Annotated in this window: 20 protein-coding genes and 4 tRNA genes; 20 read left to right on the top strand and 4 right to left on the bottom strand. The window is 56.7% G+C overall.

Translation table 11 applies throughout. From position 1 onward, the window contains the following. The first annotated feature begins 6 nt into the window (after positions 1 to 6). The 11 genes from rfbA (at position 7) to EGO56_RS18435 (ending at position 7,719) form a co-directional block, all read left to right on the top strand. Positions 7 to 888, top strand: coding sequence for a glucose-1-phosphate thymidylyltransferase RfbA (rfbA, locus tag EGO56_RS18485; protein WP_008926428.1), 882 nt, complete (start codon positions 7 to 9; stop codon positions 886 to 888). Further along, positions 866 to 1,573, top strand: a complete 708-nt coding sequence (rffC, locus tag EGO56_RS18480; protein ID WP_135910464.1) for a dTDP-4-amino-4,6-dideoxy-D-galactose acyltransferase — start codon at positions 866 to 868, stop codon at positions 1,571 to 1,573. Before rfbA ends, rffC begins: the two co-directional genes overlap by 23 nt. Next, entirely contained in the window at positions 1,560 to 2,690 is a 1,131-nt protein-coding gene (gene rffA, locus EGO56_RS18475) for a dTDP-4-amino-4,6-dideoxygalactose transaminase (RefSeq protein WP_033784417.1), read from the top strand. The genes rffC and rffA overlap by 14 nt, the downstream gene beginning before the upstream one ends. Further along, entirely contained in the window at positions 2,690 to 3,940 is a 1,251-nt protein-coding gene (wzxE, locus tag EGO56_RS18470) for a lipid III flippase WzxE (protein ID WP_135910463.1), read from the top strand. Before rffA ends, wzxE begins: the two co-directional genes overlap by 1 nt. Further along, a complete protein-coding gene (gene wecF / locus EGO56_RS18465; protein WP_135910462.1) occupies positions 3,937 to 5,004 on the top strand; it encodes a TDP-N-acetylfucosamine:lipid II N-acetylfucosaminyltransferase in 1,068 nt (355 codons plus the stop codon). The genes wzxE and wecF overlap by 4 nt, the downstream gene beginning before the upstream one ends. After that, entirely contained in the window at positions 5,001 to 6,344 is a 1,344-nt protein-coding gene (gene wzyE, locus EGO56_RS18460; RefSeq protein WP_135910461.1) for an ECA oligosaccharide polymerase, read from the top strand. The genes wecF and wzyE overlap by 4 nt, the downstream gene beginning before the upstream one ends. Positions 6,345 to 6,369: 25 nt before the next feature. Continuing rightward, entirely contained in the window at positions 6,370 to 7,110 is a 741-nt protein-coding gene (gene wecG / locus EGO56_RS18455) for a lipopolysaccharide N-acetylmannosaminouronosyltransferase (protein WP_135910460.1), read from the top strand. A 158-nt stretch (positions 7,111 to 7,268) separates the two neighbouring features. Beyond that, positions 7,269 to 7,345 (top strand) — tRNA-Arg (locus EGO56_RS18450). Positions 7,346 to 7,443: 98 nt separating this feature from the next. Continuing rightward, positions 7,444 to 7,519: transfer RNA gene (locus EGO56_RS18445), tRNA-His, on the top strand. 16 nt (positions 7,520 to 7,535) lie between these two features. Next, positions 7,536 to 7,622 (top strand) — tRNA-Leu (locus EGO56_RS18440). A 20-nt stretch (positions 7,623 to 7,642) separates the two neighbouring features. Then, a tRNA-Pro gene (locus EGO56_RS18435) sits at positions 7,643 to 7,719 on the top strand. A gap of 1,109 nt (positions 7,720 to 8,828) precedes the next feature. On the opposite strand, the gene hemY is transcribed toward EGO56_RS18435, so the two are convergent. From hemY to hemC, 4 genes are read right to left on the bottom strand one after another with little or no spacing between them, the layout of a single operon-like run. Then, on the bottom strand, positions 8,829 to 10,025 hold the full coding sequence (gene hemY, locus EGO56_RS18430; RefSeq protein ID WP_013359681.1) for a protoheme IX biogenesis protein HemY: 1,197 nt from the start codon (positions 10,023 to 10,025) through the stop codon (positions 8,829 to 8,831). A gap of 2 nt (positions 10,026 to 10,027) precedes the next feature. Further along, a complete protein-coding gene (gene hemX / locus EGO56_RS18425; RefSeq protein WP_013359682.1) occupies positions 10,028 to 11,161 on the bottom strand; it encodes a uroporphyrinogen-III C-methyltransferase in 1,134 nt (377 codons plus the stop codon). A gap of 25 nt (positions 11,162 to 11,186) precedes the next feature. Continuing rightward, positions 11,187 to 11,915, bottom strand: coding sequence for a uroporphyrinogen-III synthase (hemD, locus tag EGO56_RS18420; RefSeq protein ID WP_135910459.1), 729 nt, complete (start codon positions 11,913 to 11,915; stop codon positions 11,187 to 11,189). Next, positions 11,912 to 12,853 (bottom strand): hydroxymethylbilane synthase, encoded by a 942-nt coding sequence (gene hemC / locus EGO56_RS18415; RefSeq protein WP_135910458.1) that lies wholly within the window; start codon positions 12,851 to 12,853, stop codon positions 11,912 to 11,914. Before hemC ends, hemD begins: the two co-directional genes overlap by 4 nt. A gap of 318 nt (positions 12,854 to 13,171) precedes the next feature. Here hemC and EGO56_RS18410 point away from each other — a divergent pair, with 318 nt between their 5' ends. From EGO56_RS18410 to corA, 9 genes are all read left to right on the top strand, one after another. After that, positions 13,172 to 15,730, top strand: a complete 2,559-nt coding sequence (locus tag EGO56_RS18410) for a class I adenylate cyclase (RefSeq protein WP_061061275.1) — start codon at positions 13,172 to 13,174, stop codon at positions 15,728 to 15,730. Between the two features lie 147 nt (positions 15,731 to 15,877). Continuing rightward, a complete protein-coding gene (gene lptM / locus EGO56_RS18405) occupies positions 15,878 to 16,078 on the top strand; it encodes an LPS translocon maturation chaperone LptM (protein WP_013359686.1) in 201 nt (66 codons plus the stop codon). Between the two features lie 28 nt (positions 16,079 to 16,106). Next, positions 16,107 to 16,931, top strand: coding sequence for a diaminopimelate epimerase (dapF, locus tag EGO56_RS18400; protein ID WP_033734938.1), 825 nt, complete (start codon positions 16,107 to 16,109; stop codon positions 16,929 to 16,931). Then, positions 16,928 to 17,632, top strand: a complete 705-nt coding sequence (locus EGO56_RS18395) for a DUF484 domain-containing protein (protein ID WP_013359688.1) — start codon at positions 16,928 to 16,930, stop codon at positions 17,630 to 17,632. The genes dapF and EGO56_RS18395 overlap by 4 nt, the downstream gene beginning before the upstream one ends. Continuing rightward, on the top strand, positions 17,629 to 18,534 hold the full coding sequence (xerC, locus tag EGO56_RS18390; protein WP_135910457.1) for a tyrosine recombinase XerC: 906 nt from the start codon (positions 17,629 to 17,631) through the stop codon (positions 18,532 to 18,534). Before EGO56_RS18395 ends, xerC begins: the two co-directional genes overlap by 4 nt. Further along, positions 18,531 to 19,247: a 5-amino-6-(5-phospho-D-ribitylamino)uracil phosphatase YigB gene (gene yigB / locus EGO56_RS18385; RefSeq protein WP_013359690.1), complete on the top strand. Its 717-nt coding sequence runs from the start codon at positions 18,531 to 18,533 to the stop codon at positions 19,245 to 19,247. Before xerC ends, yigB begins: the two co-directional genes overlap by 4 nt. Positions 19,248 to 19,400: 153 nt before the next feature. Then, positions 19,401 to 21,563: a DNA helicase II gene (uvrD, locus tag EGO56_RS18380; RefSeq protein WP_033734817.1), complete on the top strand. Its 2,163-nt coding sequence runs from the start codon at positions 19,401 to 19,403 to the stop codon at positions 21,561 to 21,563. 67 nt (positions 21,564 to 21,630) lie between these two features. Beyond that, the gene (ysgD, locus tag EGO56_RS22710) at positions 21,631 to 21,687 is read left to right on the top strand and encodes a YsgD/CorL family protein (protein ID WP_350769477.1); all 57 of its coding nucleotides are present in this window, start codon (positions 21,631 to 21,633) and stop codon (positions 21,685 to 21,687) included. Positions 21,688 to 21,864: 177 nt separating this feature from the next. Further along, complete coding sequence (gene corA / locus EGO56_RS18375; protein ID WP_013359692.1) at positions 21,865 to 22,818, top strand: magnesium/cobalt transporter CorA; 954 nt, start codon at positions 21,865 to 21,867, stop codon at positions 22,816 to 22,818. Positions 22,819 to 22,882 lie beyond the last annotated feature (64 nt).

Genomic DNA, 22,882 nt, shown 5'->3' with positions numbered 1-22,882 from the left:
GCAGTGATGAAAGGCATCATTTTAGCGGGAGGATCGGGCACGCGATTACACCCGATAACCCGGGCAGTTTCAAAGCAACTTCTGCCGGTCTACGACAAACCGATGATCTACTATCCGCTTTCCGTGCTGATGCTGGCGGGGATTCGCGACATTCTGTTGATCACCACGCCGGAAGATCGGGCGCAGTTTGAACGCCTGCTGGGTGATGGCAGTGAATTTGGGATACGCCTGAGCTATGCGGTGCAGCCCAGTCCTGATGGGCTGGCGCAGGCCTTTATCATTGGCGAATCGTTTATCGGCGATGACAATTGCTGCCTGGTGCTGGGTGACAATCTCTATTTCGGTCAGGGTTTCAGTCCTAAGCTGCGGAAAGTCGTCGAACAGAATCGTGGCGCAACGGTGTTCGGCTATCAGGTTATGGACCCGGAACGTTTCGGTGTGGTGGAGTTTGACGATAACTTCAAGGCGATTTCGATTGAAGAGAAGCCACAGCAGCCGAAATCGCGCTGGGCGGTCACCGGACTCTATTTCTATGACAACCAGGTTATCGAATTCGCAAAACAGGTTAAGCCCTCTTCGCGGGGCGAGCTGGAAATTACCGCCATTAACCAGATGTATCTGGAGCGCGGTGAGCTGACGGTCGAACTGCTGGGACGCGGCTTTGCCTGGCTGGATACTGGCACCCATGACAGCCTGGTGGAAGCCAGCATGTTTGTGCAGACGGTGGAAAAACGGCAGGGCTTTAAAATTGCCTGCCTGGAAGAGATCGCCTGGCGCAACAGCTGGCTCAGTGATGACCAGCTGCGTGCTGCCGGTGAAGCGCTGACAAAAACCGGCTACGGCCAATACCTGCTGGATTTATTACATGCCCGTCCACGTCAGTATTAATCCCCTTAGCTGGGAAAGTGCATTCTTCGGTGTTGAGACCGTGCGGCTGGAGCCGGAAGGTGACATTCCGCTGGAGCAGGCGCTGCGTCATCCCTGTGCGCTGATGCAGATGAAAGTTGCGGCCAGCGAGACAGCGCTGATTGATACGTTGCAGCAGCATCAGTTCCAGCTGGCAGAAGGCGAGGCGGACCTGACGCTGGCGGTTAAAGAGACGGAACGGCAGGCGGGGATTCGCATTGCGCGCGAAGCACAAATCCCGCAGCTGCGTGATGCAGCGTCACAGCTCTTCAGCCAGAGTCGTTTTCGCGCGCCCTGGTATGCACCAGACGCCAGCGGCCGTTTTTATGCGCAGTGGATTGAGAATGCGGTGCGCGGAACGTTTGACGATCAGTGCCTGGTGGCCAGTGATGCCACAGGTCAGCTGCAGGGATTTGTTTCGCTACGCGCAGTGGACGGCGATGCCCGCATTGGCCTGCTGGGCGTAATGCCTGACGCGCAGGGCCAGGGGCTGGGTCAGCGACTGCTGCTGGCGGCGGCGGACTGGGCGCGGGTAAGACAGCTGGCTCAGCTTCGGGTGGCTACCCAGCTCAGTAATCTCAAGGCGATGCGCCTCTATTTACGCAGCGGTGCCCGACTCGACAGCACCGCCTACTGGTTTTACAGGAAAGGTCATGATTCCATTTAATGCGCCCCCGATTGTGGGCACAGAAATCGAGTATATGCAGTCGGCGATGAACAGCGGCAAGCTGTGCGGCGATGGCGGTTTCACCCGTCGCTGTCAGCAGTGGATGGAGCAGCGTTTTGGCAGCAAAAAAGTACTGCTGACCCCTTCCTGCACCGCTTCGCTGGAGATGGCGGCGCTGTTAATCGATCTGCAGCCTGGCGATGAAGTGATCATGCCGAGCTACACCTTTGTCTCTACCGCCAATGCCTTTGTGCTGCGCGGCGCGCGAATCGTGTTTGTCGATGTGCGCCCGGATACCATGAACATTGATGAAACGCTGATCGAAGCGGCCATCACTGAAAAAACCCGCGCCATTGTGCCGGTCCATTACGCAGGCGTGGCCTGTGAAATGGATACCATTATGGCGCTGGCGGCAAAGCATAAGCTGTTTGTGATTGAAGATGCGGCGCAGGGTGTGATGTCACGCTACAAAGGTCGCGCGCTGGGCACCATCGGTCATATTGGCTGCTTCAGTTTCCACGAAACCAAGAACTACACCGCCGGTGGCGAAGGTGGCGCGACGCTGATCAACGACGCCAGCCTGGTCGAGCGCGCCGAGATCGTGCGGGAAAAAGGCACCAACCGCAGCCAGTTCTTCCGGGGTCAGGTCGATAAATATACCTGGCGCGACATGGGATCGAGCTACCTGATGGCCGATCTGCAGGCGGCCTATCTCTGGGCGCAACTGGAAGCCGCTGAACGCATCAACCAGCAGCGGTTACGCATCTGGCAGCGTTATTATGACGCACTCCAGCCGCTGGCCGCCCAGGGCCGCATCAGTCTGCCTGTGATCCCCGCCAGCTGCGAACATAATGCGCACATGTTCTACATCAAACTGCGCGATCAGGACGATCGCCAGGCGCTGATCAACTGGATGAAAGAAGCCGAGATACTGACGGTGTTCCACTATATTCCGCTGCACAGTTCACCTGCCGGTGAGCGTTTCTCGCAATTTGTCGGCGACGACCGCTTTACCACGCTGGAAAGTGAACGCCTGCTGCGCCTGCCGCTGTTTTATAACCTGTCGGATAATAATCAGAGCACAGTTATCAGCTCGCTGCTGAGCTTCTTTTCCTGATGTCATTAGCCAGAGCCTCAGTGTGGACCGCGTCGTCCACGCTGGTAAAAATTGTGTCTGGTCTGCTGGTGGTCAAACTGCTGGCGGTCAGCTTCGGCCCCGAAGGTGTCGGCCAGGCGGGTAACTTCCGCCAGTTGATCACCGTGCTGGGTGTGCTGGCGGGCGCGGGCATCTTCAACGGCGTTACCACCTATGTCGCGCAGTATCAGCAGCAGCCCGGACAATTGCGGGCGATGGTGGGCACGGCATCGGCTATGGTGCTGGGCTTTTCCGGCGTGCTGGCGCTGCTGTTTCTGCTGGCGGCGGCACCCATCAGCACCGCGCTGTTTGGTCACGACCGCTATCAGGGCGTCATCCGCGTCGTCGCTTTTCTTCAGCTCGGCATCGCCTGGGCCAACTTTACGCTGGCGCTGCTGAAGGGGTATCGCGACGCGCGTGGTAATGCGCTGGCGCTAATTCTCGGCAGTCTGACTGGCGTGGCGGGCTATCTGCTCTGCTGGTGGCTGGGCGGCTATCAGGGCGCATTGATCGGCCTTGCGCTGGTACCGGCCTTGCTGTTGCTGCCTGCGCTACTGATGCTGAAACGCCGCGCGCCGCTGCCGCTAAGCTGGCTGCGGCCACAGTGGTATCCTGAGCTGGCGCGTAATCTGGCAAAATATACTCTGATGGCGCTGATCACGGCCGTGACCCTGCCGGTTGCCTGGGTAATGATGCGTAACCTGCTGGCAGAGCAGGAGGGCTGGGCGCAGGTCGGATTGTGGCAGGGCGTCACCAGCATTTCCGATGCCTACCTGCAGTTTATCACCGCAACGTTTAGCGTCTGGCTGCTGCCGACGCTGGCGCGGCTCGACAACAAACGCGACATCGCACGTGAGATTGGCCGTGCATTGCGCTTTGTCCTGCCCGCCGTGGCGGTTGCCAGCTTTGGCGTCTGGGTACTGCGTGACTTCGCCATCAGCCTGCTGTTCTCTGAGGCTTTTCGCGGAATGCGCGATCTCTTTGTCTGGCAGCTGTGCGGCGATGTTTTTAAAGTCGGTGCCTATGTTTTCGGATATCTGGTTATCGCCAAAGCCTCGCTGCGCTTTTATGTTCTGACTGAGATCAGCCAGTTTCTGTTGCTGACCCTGTTCTCACGCTGGCTGATCCCGTTACATGGCGCGACGGGTGCGGCGCAGGCCTACATGTTTACTTATATGGCTTACTTTGCCCTGTGTTGTGGCGCTTTTATTGTTTACTGCCGGAAAAAATGACTTTAATTCACGTTTTGGGATCGGACATTCCCCACCACAATCTTACGGTGCTGCGCTTTTTCAACGACGTACTGAGCGTTGAGCAGCCTGTGGCTTCGCCACGCCATTTTATGGTGGTGACGCAGCAGCCAGAGCGCCTTGCGCCGTTCAGTGCGTTGCAGATCGAGTGTTTCGCCAGCAAGAAAGCGCTGGCGCAGGCGGTACTGCAGCGAGCCAGGAATCGGCAGCAGCGTTTTTTCTGTCACGGTCAGTTTAACCCGTGGATCTGGCTGGCATTACTCAGCGGTAAGCTGCGACGTTCTCAGCTCTTCTGGCATGTCTGGGGCGCCGATCTCTATGAAGATTCGCGCAGCCTGAAGTTTCGCCTGTTTTATCTGGTGCGCCGGATAGCGCAGGGACGGGTTGCACAGGTTTTTGCGACCCGTGGCGACCTGCATCACTACCAGCTGCGTCATCGCCGGGTTCCGGGTTCACTGCTCTATTTCCCGACCCGAATGCCAGCCGCCGCTGTTGAGTCTGCGCCGTCAGAGCCGTTTACGCTACTGCTGGGCAATTCGGGCGATCCGAGTAACCGGCACATCGAAGGCTTAAAGGCGATTCACGCACAGTTTGGCGAGCAGGTGCGCATCGAAGTCCCATTAGGTTATCCGCCGGGCAATGAGGCATATATCAGCCAGGTTCAGGCTGCAGCAGAGGCGCTGTTCCCGAACGGGCAGGTGAATTTGCTGCGCGAAAGTCTGGCGTTTGATGATTACTTAGCACTGCTGGCGCGCTGCCATGTCGGCTATTTTATGTTTGAACGCCAGCAGGGGGTGGGAACACTCTGCCTGCTGATCCAGGCCAACGTGCCGTTTGTTCTGACCCGCAAAAATCCATTCTGGCGTGATGTGGCAGAGCAGCAGCTTCCGGTACTGTTCAGCGAAGATACGCTGTCGCCTGCGGTGATCGCCGAGGCACGCCGGCAGCTGATGCGCTGTGATAAACAGGCTATCGCCTTCTTTGAGCCGGGTTATCTGGCAGGCTGGCGCACAGCGTTACAACTCAGCGAAGGGGAGTTGTCATGAGTCTTATGCAGTTTGGCGGCCTGCTGGTGGTCTATCTGCTGTCGCTGGTCTTTATTCTGACCCTGACCTGGCGGGAGTTTAAGCGCGTCCGTTTTAACTTCCATCTGTTCTTTACACTGCTGTTTCTGCTGACCTTTTACTTCGGCTTCCCGCTGACCTCCGTGCTGGTGTTTCGCTTTAACGTGGACGTGATGCCGGTTGAGAATCTGCTTGAGGCGCTGCTGTCGGCCACGGCGTTTTACGCCATTTATTACGTCAGCTATAAAGTGCGGCTGAAACCGGCTGGTGCGCCTCCGGCGAAGCCCTGGCTGCAGATGAACCGGGTTGAAACCCACCTGACCTGTGTGATTCTGGCGCTGGTCGCGCTGGGTACCGTGACGGTGTTCTTCATTCACAACGGTTTTCTGCTGTTCCGCCTGACCGCCTATAACCAGATTTTCTCCAGTGAAGTATCGGGCGTGGCGCTTAAACGCTTCTTCTATTTCTTTATTCCGGCGATGCTGATCCCCTACTTTTTACGCCCGACGCGCCGCAACTGGCTGCTGTTCCTGGTGGTGACTGTGGCCTTTGGTCTACTGACTTACGCGCTGGTGGGCGGAACCCGCGCCAATATCATTATTGCGTTTGCCCTGTTCCTGTTTATCGGGATTACCCGTGGCTGGATCACCCTGTGGATGCTGGCAACGGCGGGGGTGATGGCGATTGGGGGGATGTTCTGGCTGGCGCTGCGCCGCTATAACCTCGACGTGATGGGCGATGAAGCGTTCTATACCTTCCTGTATCTGACGCGTGATACCTTCTCGCCGTGGGAAAATCTCGCCAGGCTGCTGGATAACTACGACAAAATTGAGTTTCAGGGGCTGGCGCCTCTGTGGCGTGATTTCTACGTGTTTATTCCGAGCTGGCTCTGGCCGGATCGGCCGCTGGCGGTATTGAACAGTGCCAACTACTTCACATGGGAAGTGCTGAATAACCATTCGGGCCTGGCGATTTCACCCACGCTGATCGGCTCCCTGGTGGTCATGGGCGGTGTCTGGGCTATTCCAGTTGGTGCTGTTGCAGTAGGGATGATTATTAAAGCCTTTGATGCGATTTATCAGCGTGGCTGCCTTGAGACGAACCGCTATACCGGTGCCATCCTGCAAAGTTTCTGTTTTGGCGCAGTGTTTAACATGATCGTACTGGCCCGCGAGGGTCTCGATGCGTTCGGCTCACGAGTGGTGTTTTTCTGCCTCATTTTTGCTGCCTGTCTGGGCATGGCTAAATTACTTTTCTGGTTACTGGATCGCGCAGGTTTAATTCGCGACCGCAGCAGGCGGGTGTTGCACAGCCCGCTCTGATTAACCTTTGGGATTGACGGAAGATATGACAACGTTAACTGAGACGCCGCAGTACCGTATTCGCGGCGTTGATTTGTATGGCTTCGAAAACATGCCGTCGGCAGTGAATTTTCTGATGCCGCCGCAGAGCGTTCGCAGCGGTATTTTAGTGGCCATCAATGCGGAGAAGATCCTGACCGCTGAGCGGGATGAAGGATTGCGCACGCTGTTAGCGCAGGCGGAATATGCGTATGCCGATGGCATCAGCATCGTGCGCTCGATTCGTAAAAAGTATCCGCAGGCGTCGGTGCAGCGCATTGCGGGTGCTGATTTATGGGAAGCGCTGATGGAACGCGCCGGGCGTGAAGGGACGCCGGTGTTTCTTATCGGCGGTCGCCAGCAGGTGCTGGATGAAACCTGCGATAAGTTACGTCGTCAGTGGAATGTAGATATTGTCGGCGCGCAGGATGGCTATTTTGCGCCAGCCGATCAGGATGCGCTGTTTGCCCGGATTGCGGCCAGCGGTGCGAAGCTGGTGACCGTCGCGCTGGGCTCGCCACGTCAGGAGCTGCTGATGCTGGCGTGCCGTGCGTACTGGCCTGATGCCCTCTATATGGGCGTGGGCGGAACCTACGATGTTTTCACCGGCCATGTGAAGCGCGCGCCTAAAATCTGGCAACGGCTGGGGCTGGAGTGGCTTTATCGTCTGATTCGGCAGCCAAGCCGCCTGCGCAGGCAATTAAAACTGCTTAAATATTTGCGCTATCACTGGCGTGGCGATCTCTGATATTGCTGATAAACGCCGCATTTTCAGGCATTACGAGAGTGGAAATGTACTATTTGTCGACGAAATGCACAAAGCGTAATCAAACGCGTCTTTTTATTTAAAAAGCACTAGACACGATGGGCGCTTATCTCTAGTATGCACATCCGCAACGGCGCTACGCGCCCGTAGCTCAGCTGGATAGAGCGCTGCCCTCCGGAGGCAGAGGTCTCAGGTTCGAATCCTGTCGGGCGCGCCATATCGTTTGTGCGCATGAGCTTCGGTGGTTGATTTACCGCGGTTGGCAGTAGAGATTTAAATGCTGCAGGTTTTAAACTTGTAACATTAAGAATAGTGGTGGCTATAGCTCAGTTGGTAGAGCCCTGGATTGTGATTCCAGTTGTCGTGGGTTCGAGTCCCATTAGCCACCCCAGATTTTGCTGGGAAACGCGAAGGTGGCGGAATTGGTAGACGCGCTAGCTTCAGGTGTTAGTGTCCTAACGGACGTGAGGGTTCAAGTCCCTCTCTTCGCACCAGGCAAAACAGTTAAAAAAATCGGCGAGTAGCGCAGCTTGGTAGCGCAACTGGTTTGGGACCAGTGGGTCGGAGGTTCGAATCCTCTCTCGCCGACCATTTTTAGAAACCTGTCTGAAAAGACAGGTTTTTTTTCGTCTGTAGAAAAGTGGATTTGAATTTCTGCGGGAGATATGGGCCGGGTTGGGTGCTGTGGAACAATGTTGCTGTGAGTTCGAGCCTGCGAAGGGAACACGGTCAGATGAATCCGGCTTTAGATCTTTCACCAGTCTGAAGCGTCCATGTAAGTTCCTGATGCGTCTGCCAGACTTGAAGCGAAGGGAGCATACGCCTGTAGCAAAGCATCGCGGGCCAGGGACAAAAACGCCGGGAGCGTTTTTGAACAACGCAAAGCGTTGGCCCGGATACGGGCGCACCTCAGGGATGAGGTGCGTAATCGCCCGCGCTGAGCCCGCCAGGGATGGCGTCTTTTGCGTCTTTGCGAAAGGCGTATGCTCCCTGAAGCCCGCACCGCGGTGAGCGTGCGCTGGCGAAAGGAACACGGTCAGATCGGAAAGGCGCTTAAGCCATCCATGGCCGCTCGGCCCACGCCGTCCCTGGCGTGGGACGCTTTCCTCCTCTGACCGTGTTCCCTACGCGTTGGGCTTCTTCATTGCTGCTGAATCACTCTGCTTTGATTCCGCACGCAATATTAGCAGAATCAATAGCGTCGTGAATCGCCGACAAATAAACCATTGTTATTATTACGTTCAGAGAGAGATTGATCTCGCTGTCTCCATTCAGAGACAGAGAAAATGCCAGCTGTCGCCTGATACCGACACTTCCTCCGGTACCTCGCTATGACCAGAAATGCCGATCTGATTAAGTCATTGATTTATAAACATATTAAAAATAAATCTTAACCTGGCACGGCGTGTGCAATACTTCTGCTGTAGATGCTCATTCCACCTCTTATGTCTGCTGATGCTACATAAACCTGGGAATGATGCAGAGCCAATTTTAGGTACCTGTTGTCTGCCTGCCTGTATCGCGTAAGCCTTACAGGGTTAACAGACACCACGTTGAGTCAGGTACCTCCCGGTTGTCTTACCGACCTGATCTTACACCTGCCACTGGCAGGTGTTTTTTTTTGCCTGTAAGAATAGGGCGGCAGATTGCGGGCACAAAAAAGCCGGGCAAGCCCGGCTTTATCCTGTCTGACAACCGCATCAGGCGTTGGGATTATTCTTCAGCGTCAGCAACAATCCTTCACGGCGCATCTTCGCGGCCTCTTCCGGACGATGCAGACGATCATAAACATCCGCCAGCCACGCATAATCAAACGCATCCGGACGCTGTGCCAGCGCCTGCTGCAGCGCGTCTGCTGCCTGCTGCCACTCACCATGACGCATCAGCAGCTGTCCCAGCGTACTGTGCAGCAACGGCGTTGCGCCATGCTGTTTGATCTGCTGGCGTAATGCCTTCTCCAGCGCTTCCGGATTGCCGCTTTTGATGCGCGGCATCAGCAGTACCAGACGATCGTCATAATGACGCTTGAGGCCTTCCAGCACGATCGACTGTGCGGTGTCGTGATCGTTGCACTCAATCAGATGATCCGCCATTGCCACCTGCAGGGTCGTATCCTGACGGGTTTTGCGGCTCAGCGTGCTCCACCAGCGCTTCAGGCCATCACTGCCCTGATCGGCCATTGCCTGATTCATCAGACCCAGCCAGGCCTGCTGCTGTAACGCATCACGATGGAGCTCATCACCGACCTGCGCCTTCTGCATAGCAGGCAGAATATCCAGCAATGCACTCCAGGCACCCGTACGGACATACGCCTGTTCGGCCAGGCGCAGCACTTCAGGGTGACGCGGAGCCACTTCCAGCAGACGGTCAATGCTGTGCCGCGCCGCATGATCTTCGTTACGGGCCAGCTGAATACGAGCGCGGGCAATTTCAACCGGGATGGTATTGCTTTCAGACAGCTCAGCGGCACGTTCAAGATGCTGATTGGCACGGATCTCATCGCCACGCTGCTGGGCGGCTTCGGCTGCCAGAAGATAGTTGGCTACCGGCACATCGGCGTGATCGGCATCTTTAGACAGCAGTTTCTCCACCTGACGGTGGTCGCCTTCTGCCAGCTTCATCAGCGCAGACTGGGTATGACGCTGGGCGCGACGGCGCTTACGGCCGGTAAACCAGCCGCGGGTACGCGCCCCGGTGTGCAGCACGCGGCGCAGCAGCCATTCCACCGCCAGAATCACCAGCAGGCTGATGATAAGGATAATCACCAGGCCGGTGACGCTGGTTTCGATGTTCCAGTTATCGGTCTGAATCAGCACATAGCCCTGATGACCGGCAATCATCGGCCCCAGCACTACGCCAGCAATCAGCAGGATAAAGAGGATAAATACCTTAAGCATGCTTAGCCTCCCTGCTGATTAGCAGCGGCAGAAGGTTGCGCTAACAGGTTACGCACGCGGGTCTGCATCAGCTGTTCCAGCAATGGCTGACTTTCCAGGTTATCCGGCAGATCCATATTGATGTTCTGCTGGCTCAGCTCATCCAGCTGGGCAAGGAAGGCTTTGGTGGCGGCATCGTTGGTATCGTACCAGGCGCGAACCCAGGCGGACACGGTGTCGATAGATTGTTTATAAATCTCATCCTGATGACGCGGTACGGCCTGAGCAGCGATTAGCAGACGCGAGCGGATATTCTCACGCAGGTAAACATCCTGATTCGGTGCCAGCAGCGGCTGTGCAGTGTTATCGCGGCGGCGGATGGTAATAAAGTCATCCATAAAGTTATGCCAGCTTTTCACCAGATTCTGACGCCATTCGCGCACGGAACCTGAGAGTTCGCCGCCATCGCTGTCCATCGGCGCATCATCGCTGTCGTTGTCGGCCAGACGCAGATTATCAACGTTGTTCGACAGCTGATTCAGTTTGAGGATCACGCCGTCGTAGTCGACCTGCGTAACGGAAGAGAGGTTACTGATATCCTGGGTCAGCGCACGACGCACATTCATGACGCTGGGATCGTTCATGTCAGCCAGGCTGGCATCGGCGCTTTTCAGCAGTGCCGCGGCGGTAGTAACATCCTGATCGCTCCAGAGTTTGCGGCCAGCCAGTTTCACCAGATAGTCCGCCTGTGCCAGCAGCCAGCTGCGCACGTCGTTGCCAGAAATCACCGCCACTTTTTCACGCAGCGTTTCCAGCTCTTTTGCTGACGCGGTCTGCTGCTGCTGTGCCGTCTGCAGGGCAGTTTCAGCGCCACTCAGTTGCTGTGTCAGCTGCTGTTTATCGCTGCTGGCCTGCTGCTGCAACGCGCTTAACTGATCGCTCAGCTTCTGATTGGTTTGTGCCTGTAAATCAGCCTGATGTTTCCCGTTAAGGTATAAACCCGCACCTATCGCCAGCGCGATGACAATCGCAACTGCACCCAACACCATGCCACCATTTTTCGCATTACGCGGTGGTGTGCTGTTGCTGGAAGGAGAGCGGTCGACCGCTGGGGTGGTTTCTTCAACCATGGCGGAGGAGTCTTTTTGTTCCGTCATATGTGGCACATCCCATTGTTAAAGTTCAGCGTAACGCGCGCAGCAGCGCATCGTTATCGGCACCATCGGCTACCTGAATATCCTGCCAACCCAATCCTGCGGCCAGGGTAGCCAAACGTTCACTGACGACTATCAGTCGGCAGTTGAGCAGCCATTCCTCGCGATCAACCGCGGGGAATAGCGAAAAAAGCTGTTGTAACATTTCACCGCTGGTCACCACCAGCACAGAGACGCCGCGATCGCGCCAGCGGCGGCCTTCAACCGGCCCGTCATAATGCTTCTGGCAGCGCTGGTAGCAGGCAGCAAACGTTACCTCAGCACCTCGCCGGGTTAATGTCTCCGCCAGCAATTCGCGTCCAGGATCGCCACGCAGAATCAGCGCACGTTTACCGGCAACCTGCTGAAGCGTGTTTATCCTGATCAATTCCTCACTGGTTTCATGCGCATGAGGCCAGGTCACCTGCTGTCCGCTGACGGTGTGAAACGCCAGCGCGGTGCTGCGACCAATTGCATAATAGTCCAGCTCAGTGGGCCATGCTTTGATCGCGTGCTGTGCGTAGTGAATAACCTGCTGAGAAAGAATAAAGACGAGGTCGCCAGCACGAAGTCCGGCGAGCCTGTGAGGCAGGGAATCGAGGTCAGCGCCCGGTGCAAATTCAATCAGCGGCAGGCTCCACGCCTGTTTGCCAAGGGCATGCAGGCGTGACACCAGCTCTGCCGCTGCGGGTTCCGGGCGCGTCACCAGGATGGTCATGCCGGCGGCTGCCCCTGGTAGACCTCTTTCAGGATTTCACGCGCGCCGCCATTCAGCAGTTCATCGGCCAGTGAAATGCCCATCTGTTCTGCCTGCGCGCGTGGACCACGACGTTCGCCGCTGACCATCACCCGGCCATCGGGCGCGCCGACCATGCCGCGCAGCCAGAGGTCATCGCCTTCCAGCACCGCAAAACTGCCAATTGGCACCTGGCAGCCACCCTCTAAGCGGGTATTCATGGCGCGTTCCGCTCTGACACAAACTTCGGTGTCATCGTGATTCAGCGCCTGTAACAGGCTGATTAAGGTGGTGTCGTCCAGACGGCATTCAATGCCGACCGCACCCTGACCCACGGCGGGCAGGGAGACTTCGGCAGGCAATGCCTGGCGAATGCGATCTTCCAGCCCCAGACGCTTCAGCCCGGCGACGGCAAGAATGATCGCGTCATACTCGCCGGCATCAAGTTTGCCGAGGCGGGTGCCGACGTTGCCACGCAGCGAGCGGATCACCAGATCCGGACGGCGCGCGCTAATCTGGCACTGACGACGCAGGCTGGAGGTGCCGACAATGGCGCCCTGTGGCAGCGAATCAATGGAGTCATAATGATGAGAAACGAACGCATCGCGCGGATCGTCGCGCTCGCAGATGGTCACCAGGCCCAGACCTTCAGGGAAACTGACCGGCACATCTTTCATAGAATGCACTGCCATATCGGCACGGCCATCCTGCATTGCCAGCTCAAGCTCTTTGACAAACAGCCCTTTGCCACCGACTTTTGCCAGCGGCGTATCAAGGATAATGTCACCTTTGGTGACCATAGGCACCAGCTCAACGCGCAGTCCCGGATGGGCACTCATGAGTCGTTGCTGTACATAATGTGCCTGCCATAATGCGAGCGGGCTTTGTCTTGTAGCAATTCTGAAAATTTTGTCTAACATGCTGTTAACCATTTTTATCGTTCACTGAATATCCTATCATCTCTGGGTGAATACTGTCAGTTTCAACGGATTGAAAACGGCCTGTGTGCGGTTTCAGGCCCGGTTTATCAAGCCATAGCGTGGCAACCAGTGCCGAAAAGGCGGGAAGCTGGTAAGAACGTGCTAAACTGTTAAGTAGCGCAACTTTCTTTACGGTCAATCTGCCGAGTGATAGATTGATCACGTTTCCAGCAATTATCTGCCCACTTTTTTACTTTTAATAAGCGGCAGAGCGTGGAAACAGGGTGCTTAAACACTGGGACAATCAGGCGAAACGTCTTGTACCTCTACATTGAGACACTGAAACAGAGACTGGATGCAATCAACCAGCTGCGCGTTGATCGTGCGCTGGCTGCCATGGGACCCGCTTTTCAGCGCGTCTACAGTCTGCTGCCAACCTTATTACATTATCAACATCCGCAGATGCCGGGTTACCTTGAAGGTAGCGTTCCACATGGCATCAGCTTCTTCACGCCTGATGAAAATCAACGCCAGCTGCTGGCCGACCTCACCGGCGACAGCGATCTGCGCCATGCCGATGCGCCGAAAGGCGAAATGCCGATCACCGCTATCTACTCTATGGGCAGCACCTCGTCTGTCGGCCAGAACAGCATCTCCGATCTTGATATCTGGGTCTGCCATCAATCCTGGCTCGATAATGAAGAGCGCCTGAATCTGCAGCGCAAATGCACGCTGTTGCAGAAGTGGTGCGTCTCAATGGGCGTGGAAGTCAGTTTCTTCCTGATTGACGAGAACCGCTTCCGTCACAACGAAAGCGGCAGCCTGGGCGGTGAAGATTGCGGTTCAACCCAGCACATTTTACTGCTGGATGAGTTTTACCGTACCGCGGTTCGTATGGCGGGCAAACGCCTCCTGTGGAATATGGTGCCGGGCGAAGAAGAGCATCATTACGACGACTACGTGATGTCGCTGTATGCCAAAGGCGTGCTGACACCCAATGAGTGGCTTGACCTGGGCGGCCTGGGCACGCTGTCGGCGGAAGAGTATTTCGGTGCCAGCTTGTGGCAGCTCTATAAAAGTATCGACTCGCCTTACAAAGCCGTATTGAAAACGCTGCTGCTGGAAGCCTACAGCTGGGAATACCCGAACACGCAGCTGCTGGCGATGGATATTAAACAGCGACTGCACGACGGCGAAATCATCTGCTTCGGACTTGATCCTTACTGCATGATGCTGGAGCGCGTTACGCACTACCTTACCAGCGTTGACGATCAGCCGCGCCTTGACCTGGTGCGTCGCTGCTTCTATCTCAAAGTGTGTGAAAAGCTCAGCACCGACGATCATCAGCAACGCACCGGCTGGCGTCGCGAGATTTTATCGCAGCTGGTGAAAGAGTGGGGCTGGAACGAAGAGAAGATTGCCATTCTGGACAACCGCGCCGGATGGAAAATCGAGCGGGTGCGCGAAGCCCATAACGAATTGCTGGATGCGATGATGCAGAGTTATCGCAATCTGATCCGCTTTGCCCGTCGCAATAACTTAAGCGTCAGCGCCAGCCCGCAGGATATCGGTGTATTGACCCGTAAACTGTATGCCGCGTTTGAAGCGCTGCCGGGCAAAGTGACGCTGGTGAATCCACAGATTTCGCCCGATCTCTCTGAACCGAATCTGACCTTTATTCATGTGCCGCCTGGCCGCGCCAACCGTTCCGGCTGGTATCTCTATAACCAGGCACCAGATATGGATTCGATCATCAGCCATCAGCCGCTGGAATATAACCGCTATCTGAACAAGCTGGTGGCGTGGGCGTGGTTCAATGGCCTGCTGACCCGTAAAACCCGGCTGCATATTAAAGGCAATGAGATTTGCGACCTGGCGCGTCTGCAGGAGCTGGTTAACGATGTTTCCAGCCACTTCCCGCTGCGCCTGCCTTCGCCGACGCCAAAAGCGCTCTACAGCCCGTGCGAAATCCGGCACCTCGCGATTATTGTTAATCTTGAGCACGATCCGACGGCGGCCTTCCGCAATCAGGTGGTGCACTTCGACTTCCGCAAACTGGATGTCTTTAGCTTTGGTCAGCAGCAGCAGTGCCTGATTGGCAGCATCGATCTGCTCTATCGCAACTCCTGGAATGAAGTGCGTACGCTGCACTTCAGCGGCGAACAGGCGATGATCGAAGGGCTGAAAACTATTCTCGGCAAGATGCATCAGGATGCCGCACCGCCGGATACGGTAGAAGTATTCTGCTACAGCCAGCATCTGCGCGGGCTGATTCGCACGCGCGTGCAGCAGCTGGTCTCTGAATGCATTGAGCTGCGCCTCTCCAGCACGCGTCAGGAGCCGGGCCGCTTTAAAGCGCTGCGCATGGCGGGTGAGACCTGGGGTCTGTTCTTTGAACGCATGAGTGTCTCGGTGCAGAAGCTGGAAAACGCCGTGGAATTTTATGGCGCGATCTCCAACAACAAGCTGCATGGGTTGTCGATCAAAGTCGAAACGAATCAGACGCCGCTGCCACCGGTAGTGAACGGCTATGCCAGCGAAGGCATCATTCAGTTCTTCTTTGAAAACACCACGGATGAGCGCGGCTTCAACATCTACATCCTCGATGAGAGCAATCGGGTTGAGGTTTATCATCACTGTGAAGGCAGCAAAGAGGAGCTGGTGCGCGACGTCAGCCGCTTCTACTCCTCGTCACACGATCGCTTTACCTATGGCTCAAGCTTTATCAACTTCAACCTGCCGCAGTTCTACCAGATTGTGAACACCGGTGAGCGATTCCAGGTGATCCCGTTCCGGAGTCAGACGCTGACGCAGCTCTGTACAACGCAGCCTGACAACGACAACAGCGACTATCAACCGCGCTATCAGGTGCATTGATGCTGACGGGCTGCCTGCGCTCTGCAGGTAGCCGCTATCTTCCTGGCCTGTCACCCGGTTCACGCTATTTGCGGGGATTTCCTGTTGCTTTTCCACCTTCAACTGCGATGATAAGCATCCAGGTAAAGGACATTAAGAGCATAAATAATGAAGAAAGTAATAAGCCTGTTGGCCATGACACTGGCAGTAATCAGCCTTGCAGGTTGTGGTCTGAAAGGACCGCTCTACTTCCCGCCGAAGGACCAGCCGAAGAAACAACAAGCCCCAACCGAACGCCAGAAAGCGGATGCCACTAAAGCCGATGTCGGCGGGCTGGTGACCGGCAATTCAGGCGTAAAAGCGAACTAATCTGATGGCTTATCCGGCGGAGCAAAAAATGCAGTTCTCCAAAATGCACGGTCTCGGCAACGATTTTATGGTTGTGGATGCGGTGACACAAAACGTCTTCTTTTCGCCGGAATTGATCCGCCGGCTGGCCGATCGTCATCTGGGGATCGGTTTTGATCAGCTGCTGATTGTTGAACCGCCTTACGATCCCGATCTCGATTTTCACTATCGCATTTTCAACGCTGACGGCAGTGAAGTGGCCCAGTGCGGTAACGGTGCGCGCTGTTTTGCCCGCTTTGTTCAGCTGAAAGGGCTGACCAACAAAAGCGATATCCGGGTCAGTACCCAGAATGGCCGCATGGTGTTAACCGTGACGCCTGACGATCACGTGCGCGTGAACATGGGCGAGCCCAACTTTGAGCCTCAGCAGGTGCCGTTCCGCGCTAACAAAGCTGAAAATCTCTATCTGCTGCGCGTGGCCGAACAGACGGTGATGCTGGGTGCGGTGTCGATGGGGAATCCCCACTGCGTCATCCAGGTGGAAAGTGTTAAAACCGCGCAGGTTGAACTGCTTGGCCCGATTCTGGAGAGCCACGAGCGCTTCCCAGATCGCGTTAATGTCGGTTTTATGGAGATCATCAATCCCGAACATATCCGGCTGCGCGTCTACGAACGCGGAGCGGGTGAAACGCAGGCGTGCGGCAGCGGCGCCTGTGCTGCCGTTGCATGTGGCATTCAGCAGGGCATTCTGGCACCGAAAGTGCGTGTCGATCTGCCTGGCGGGACGCTGCATATCTCCTGGAAAGGCGCCGGTCAGCCGCTCTATATGACCGGGCCTGCGACACATGTCTACGATGGGTTTATTCATCTATGAAAAATATCGAAGAGCAGGCTGACAGTTCGGTTCTGCTGGACGATCAGGCCGTCAGTGATTATCTGCGGCAGAATCCCGATTTCTTCATCCGTAATGCCCGTGAAGTTGAACAGATGGCGGTGCCGCATCCGGTGCGCGGCAGCGTGTCACTGGTCGAGTGGCATATGGCGCGGCAACGCAACCACATTCAGCGGCTGGAAGAAGAGATCACGCTGCTGATGGAGCAGGCCAGCGCGAACCATGAGCTGTTTGACCGTTTGCTGTCGCTGGAAAGTCATCTGGCCGCGGCTGATTCGCTGCAGGATATGCTCAACCGTCTGCATCGCTGGGCGCGTGAGCTGGGCCTGGCGGGTGCCAATGTGCGGCTGTTCAGCGACAAATGGCTGCTGGGTGCCCCCTCCGATTTCTTCCAGCTGAGCCTGTCGCGTCAGGCGTTTGAGCCGCTGCGTATTCAGCGTTTCGGCAACCAGCACCACTATCTCGGTAATATCAATGGGCCGGAACTGCTGCTGCTGCTACCACAGGCCAAAGCAATTGGCTCGGTTGCGATGTCGCTGATGGGCGAAGAGGGCGATCTCGGCGTGCTGGTGTTCAGCAGCCGTGACAGCCAGCACTATCAGTCGGGCATGGGAACGCTGCTGTTGCAGCACCTGTCACAGATGATGCCTGGCCTGCTTTCCCGCTGGGTTGAGCGCGCATGAGCAGCGGACTGCAGGAGGCCGTCGACGGATTTCTGCGCTACCTGAAAGTGGAGCGCCAGCTGAGTCCGTTAACCCAGAGCAGCTATGCGCGCCAGCTTGCCGCGCTGGTGGCAATTGCGGATGAGATGAAGCTCGGCAGCTGGGCACAGCTGGAACCGGCACAGGTGCGCAGTATGGCGGCACGCAGCCGTCGCGCCGGACTTTCTGCCAGCAGCCTCGCGCTGCGCCTCTCCGCCCTGCGCAGTTTTCTCGACTGGCAGGTAAGCCAGGGTCTGCTCTCCGCCAATCCGGCCAAAGGGGTGATGACGCCGCGTAAAGCGCGCCATCTGCCTAAAAATATCGATGTGGATGAAGTGAATCAGCTGCTGGAGATCGACCTTAACGATCCGCTGGCGGTGCGTGATCGCGCGATGCTGGAAGTGATGTATGGCGGCGGGCTGCGTCTCTCCGAGCTGGTGAATATGGATTGCCGCCACGTCGACCTCGATTCCGGCGAAGTGTGGGTCGTGGGTAAGGGCAGCAAAGAGCGCCGGGTGCCGATTGGTCGCACGGCAGTCACCTGGATCCAGCACTGGCTGCCGCTGCGTGAAAACTTTGGCGGCCAGGATGATGCGCTGTTCCTGTCGACGCGCGGCAACCGCATCTCCCCCCGTAACGTGCAGAAACGCTTTGCCGGATGGGGCGTCAGACAGGGTGTGGCGAGCCATATCCATCCGCATAAGCTGCGACACTCTTTTGCCACGCATCTGCTGGAATCCAGCGGCGACCTGCGCGCCGTGCAGGAGTTGCTGGGGCATGCGAACCTCTCGACGACCCAGATCTACACCCATCTCGACTTCCAGCATCTGGCTTCGGTGTATGACGCTGCGCATCCCCGCGCCAAACGAGGAAAGAACGAATGAAGTTTTATCGTCCGCTGTCGGCCATTAAAGCCATGACTTTCGATCTTGATGACACGCTCTACGATAATTATCCGGTAATCCGTCGCACCACGCTGGAGTCTCACGCCGCTTTGCAGGCTTTTCATCCGGCGCTGCGTGACTTCACGCCGCAGGATTATCAGCAGCTGCGCGATGAATTGCTGCAGCGCGAGCCTGAAATCTATCATGACGTTTCAGAGTGGCGACGCCGTTCGGTGGAGCTGGCGATGCTCAATATCGGCCTCTCTGCTGCGGAAGCGACCGCGGGTGCGGCAGACGTGATGGCGGTGTTCCATCAGTGGCGGAGTCAGGTCGAGATGCCGGATGAGACGCATCAGACGCTGAAGGCGCTGGCGGAAAAAATCCCGCTGGTGGCAGTCACCAACGGCAACGCCAGCCCGGAAAAAATGGGCATCGCTGAATACTTTCAGTTCACGCTGCGGGCCGGACCTGACGGGCGCGCCAAGCCGTGGCAGGATATGTATCAGCTTGCCGCGCAACGCCTTGATATCGCGCCACAACACATTCTGCATGTGGGCGACGACCTGACTACCGATGTCGCCGGCTCACTGCGCTGCGGCATGCAGGCCTGCTGGATTAACCTGCGTCAGGGCAACCTGATGCATATCCCGGATGCGCGCCTGTTGCCGCATGTCGAAATTTCGCGGTTGGCATCACTCACCTCACTGCTATAATGGCTGTAAATTTATCCAGTCGTCTCCTCTTCTCTGCTTTGCCGCCGTCCCTTATCCGGCACCTGTGTCGCCGCCTGACTGGCCGCGACACTGCCTTGCGGCAGGCGGAATAAACAACGCGGCGACGGCGTTTTTCTCTGGTAAACGGTGCTTATGGACGTTTCTGAACTGCTCGACGGTTTGAATGACAATCAGCGCGCGGCCGTTGCGGCTCCGCGCAGTAACCTGCTGGTGCTGGCAGGCGCGGGCAGTGGTAAAACGCGGGTGCTGGTGCATCGCATTGCCTGGCTGATGTCAGTAGAGAACTGCTCACCCTATTCGATTATGGCGGTGACCTTTACCAATAAAGCAGCCGCGGAGATGCGTCACCGTATCGAGCATCTGATCGGCACCAGCCAGGGCGGAATGTGGATCGGCACCTTCCACGGTCTGGCGCACCGTTTACTGCGCGCCCACCATCTTGACGCCGGTCTGCCGCAGGATTTTCAGATCCTCGACAGCGAAGACCAACTGCGTCTGCTCAAGCGCCTGATCAAATCGATGAACCTTGATGACAAGCAGTGGCCTGCGCGCCAGGGCATGTGGTACATCAACGGCAAAAAAGATGAAGGCCTGCGGCCAAAGCACATTGAAAGTTATGGCAATCCGATTGAGCAGACCTGGCTGCGCATCTATCAGGCCTATCAGGAAGCCTGTGACCGTGCGGGTTTAGTCGACTTTGCTGAGCTGCTGCTGCGCGCCCATGAACTCTGGCTCAACAAGCCGCATATCCTCAATCACTACCGCGAACGCTTTACCAACGTGCTGGTGGATGAGTTTCAGGATACTAACAACATTCAGTATGCCTGGATTCGGATGCTGGCGGGCGACAGCGGCCGGGTGATCATCGTGGGCGATGATGACCAGTCGATCTACGGCTGGCGCGGCGCACAGGTCGAGAATATTCAGCGCTTCCTGCAGGATTTCCCTGGTGCAGAAACGATCCGTCTGGAGCAGAACTACCGCTCAACCAATAACATCCTGAAAGCGGCCAACGCCCTGATCGCCAATAACAATGGCCGTCTGGGTAAAGAGCTCTGGACCGAAGGCAGCGATGGCGAACCGATCTCTATCTATTGCGCCTTTAATGAGCTGGATGAAGCGCGCTTTGTCGTGAACCGTATCAAGGTCTGGATGGAGAACGGCGGTGCGCTCAACGACTGCGCCATTCTCTATCGCAGCAACGCCCAGTCGCGCGTGCTGGAAGAGGCGCTGCTGCAGAGCAGCATGCCGTACCGTATTTATGGCGGCATGCGCTTCTTCGAACGTCAGGAGATCAAAGATGCGCTCTCCTATCTGCGTCTGATGGCGAACCGCAATGACGACGCCGCCTTTGAGCGCGTAGTGAATACCCCGACGCGCGGCGTGGGCGATCGCACGCTCGACGTGGTGCGTCAGACGGCGCGTGAACGTCAGATGACGCTGTGGCAGGCCACGCGCGAACTGCTGCAAAGTCGCGCACTGGCTGGCCGCGCCGCGTCTGCGCTGCAACGCTTCTGTGAGCTGGTCGATTCACTGGCTACCGAAACCGCCGAATTACCGCTGCATGTTCAGACCGACCGGGTTATCAAAGACTCCGGCCTGTGGCTGATGTATGAGCAGGAAAAAGGCGAGAAGGGCCAGGCGCGTATCGAAAACCTTGAGGAGCTGGTGACGGCAACGCGTCAGTTCAGCTATCAGGATGAAGATGAAGATCTGATGCCGCTGCAGGCCTTCTTATCCCATGCGGCGCTGGAAGCGGGCGAAGGTCAGGCAGACAAATGGCAGGATGCGGTTCAGCTGATGACGCTGCACTCGGCCAAAGGGCTGGAGTTCAGTCAGGTCTTTATCGTCGGTATGGAAGAGGGGATGTTCCCAAGCCAGATGTCGCTGGATGAAGGCGGGCGGCTGGAAGAGGAGCGTCGTCTGGCGTATGTCGGTGTGACCCGCGCGATGCTTAAGCTGACGCTGACCTATGCCGAAACCCGCCGACTCTATGGTAAGGAAGTGTATCACCGGCCTTCCCGTTTTATCGGCGAACTGCCCGAGACCTGCATTGAAGAAGTGCGTCTGCGCGCCAGCGTCAGCCGTCCGGTCAACCATCAGCGGATGGGTGCGCCGGTGACCAAAAATGACAGTGGATTCGCGCTGGGCCAGCGTGTTCATCACGCAAAATTTGGCGAAGGCACCATCATTAATCTGGAAGGCAGCGGTGAGCACAGCCGCCTGCAGGTGGCGTTTCAGGGGCAGGGAATCAAGTGGCTGGTGGCGGCTTACGCGAAGCTGGAAACGCTTTAGCGCGCGGTTGACGGCTTTTTCGTCTCAGCGTAACATGCGCCCACTATTATCATGAGAGGACAATGCCTTGGACACGCCCAGTCGATGCTGGCTCAATGACCTGGATACCAGGCATAACATCTAAGGCTACCTCTTTACGCGGGTAGCCTTAGCGGTTATCAGCGACCTCCCTTTTGATTCCGTCGCGCGAGTCAGCACTGATTTATCTTTGAAACTCTGTTTCCGTGTTCAGGCTGCCTGTTCCTTTTAAAGGAACGGCGGACCGCTTTGTCCCATTTAGTCTGCAATGGGGAGTATTGCTATGCTGAGCGCATTTAAACTGGATCACAGCCGCCTGACGCGACTGGAGCTGGAAGACGAAAACGACAAACTGACCACCTCCGTCTGGGTCGATCTGATCGAGCCGGAAGAGGGCGAACGTGACCGGGTGCAAACCGAGCTGGGCCAGAGCCTGGCAACACGGCCAGAGCTGGAAGATATCGAGGCCTCGGCACGCTTCTTCGAAGATGAAGATGGTCTGCATATCCACTCCTTCTTCTTCTATGAAGATGCTGACGATCACGCCGGTAACTCCACCGTGGCGTTCACCATTCGTGAAGGCCGCCTCTACACGCTGCGTGAACGTGAGCTGCCCGCTTTCCGCCTCTATCGCATGCGTGCCCGTAACCAGACCCTGATCGACGGCAACGCCTTTGAGCTGCTGCTCGACCTGTTTGAAACCAAAATCGAACAGCTGGCGGATGAAATCGAGAACATCTACAGCGCGCTGGAGAAACTCAGCCGGGTGATCATGGAAGGTCAGCAGGGCGAAGAGTACGATCAGGCGCTGTCACGCTTAGCGGAACTGGAAGATATCGGCTGGAAGGTGCGTCTCTGCCTGATGGATACCCAGCGCGCCCTGAACTTCCTGGTGCGTAAAGCGCGGTTGCCGGGCAATCAGCTGGAGCAGGCACGGGAAATTCTGCGCGATATCGAATCGCTGCTGCCGCATAACGAATCACTATTCCAGAAGGTCAACTTCCTGATGCAGGCGGCGATGGGCTTTATCAACATCGAACAGAACCGCATCATCAAGATCTTCTCGGTGGTCTCGGTAGTGTTTCTGCCGCCGACGCTGGTCGCTTCCAGCTACGGAATGAACTTCGAGTTTATGCCGGAACTGAAGTGGAGCTTCGGTTATCCCGCAGCCATAGGCCTGATGATTCTGGCCGGACTGGCGCCCTATCTCTACTTCAAGCGCAAAAACTGGCTTTGAAACACGAGCGGGTCATCTCAGATGGCCCGTTCTGCTGGCTCCCGTCCCGATTTCTGCGTACTCT

This window comes from Pantoea vagans (assembly GCF_004792415.1).
Taxonomy (GTDB): domain Bacteria; phylum Pseudomonadota; class Gammaproteobacteria; order Enterobacterales; family Enterobacteriaceae; genus Pantoea; species Pantoea vagans.
The sequence above is the reverse complement of the archived record's forward strand: the minus strand, read 5'-3'. Positions and strand labels throughout refer to the sequence as shown.

What these genes read in the sequence shown, in the direction of transcription:
- rfbA (WP_008926428.1), top strand. Translation starts at nt 7, where the DNA reads ATGAAAGGCATCATTTTAGCGGGAGGATCGGGCACGCGATTACACCCG.
- corA (WP_013359692.1), top strand. Translation starts at nt 21,865, where the DNA reads ATGCTGAGCGCATTTAAACTGGATCACAGCCGCCTGACGCGACTGGAG.
- hemX (WP_013359682.1), bottom strand. Translation starts at nt 11,161, where the DNA reads ATGACGGAACAAAAAGACTCCTCCGCCATGGTTGAAGAAACCACCCCA.
- EGO56_RS18395 (WP_013359688.1), top strand. Translation starts at nt 16,928, where the DNA reads ATGAAAAATATCGAAGAGCAGGCTGACAGTTCGGTTCTGCTGGACGAT.
- rffC (WP_135910464.1), top strand. Translation starts at nt 866, where the DNA reads ATGCCCGTCCACGTCAGTATTAATCCCCTTAGCTGGGAAAGTGCATTC.
- wecG (WP_135910460.1), top strand. Translation starts at nt 6,370, where the DNA reads ATGACAACGTTAACTGAGACGCCGCAGTACCGTATTCGCGGCGTTGAT.
- uvrD (WP_033734817.1), top strand. Translation starts at nt 19,401, where the DNA reads ATGGACGTTTCTGAACTGCTCGACGGTTTGAATGACAATCAGCGCGCG.
- rffA (WP_033784417.1), top strand. Translation starts at nt 1,560, where the DNA reads ATGATTCCATTTAATGCGCCCCCGATTGTGGGCACAGAAATCGAGTAT.
- yigB (WP_013359690.1), top strand. Translation starts at nt 18,531, where the DNA reads ATGAAGTTTTATCGTCCGCTGTCGGCCATTAAAGCCATGACTTTCGAT.
- xerC (WP_135910457.1), top strand. Translation starts at nt 17,629, where the DNA reads ATGAGCAGCGGACTGCAGGAGGCCGTCGACGGATTTCTGCGCTACCTG.
- wzxE (WP_135910463.1), top strand. Translation starts at nt 2,690, where the DNA reads ATGTCATTAGCCAGAGCCTCAGTGTGGACCGCGTCGTCCACGCTGGTA.
- dapF (WP_033734938.1), top strand. Translation starts at nt 16,107, where the DNA reads ATGCAGTTCTCCAAAATGCACGGTCTCGGCAACGATTTTATGGTTGTG.
- wecF (WP_135910462.1), top strand. Translation starts at nt 3,937, where the DNA reads ATGACTTTAATTCACGTTTTGGGATCGGACATTCCCCACCACAATCTT.
- lptM (WP_013359686.1), top strand. Translation starts at nt 15,878, where the DNA reads ATGAAGAAAGTAATAAGCCTGTTGGCCATGACACTGGCAGTAATCAGC.
- wzyE (WP_135910461.1), top strand. Translation starts at nt 5,001, where the DNA reads ATGAGTCTTATGCAGTTTGGCGGCCTGCTGGTGGTCTATCTGCTGTCG.
- hemC (WP_135910458.1), bottom strand. Translation starts at nt 12,853, where the DNA reads ATGTTAGACAAAATTTTCAGAATTGCTACAAGACAAAGCCCGCTCGCA.
- hemD (WP_135910459.1), bottom strand. Translation starts at nt 11,915, where the DNA reads ATGACCATCCTGGTGACGCGCCCGGAACCCGCAGCGGCAGAGCTGGTG.
- hemY (WP_013359681.1), bottom strand. Translation starts at nt 10,025, where the DNA reads ATGCTTAAGGTATTTATCCTCTTTATCCTGCTGATTGCTGGCGTAGTG.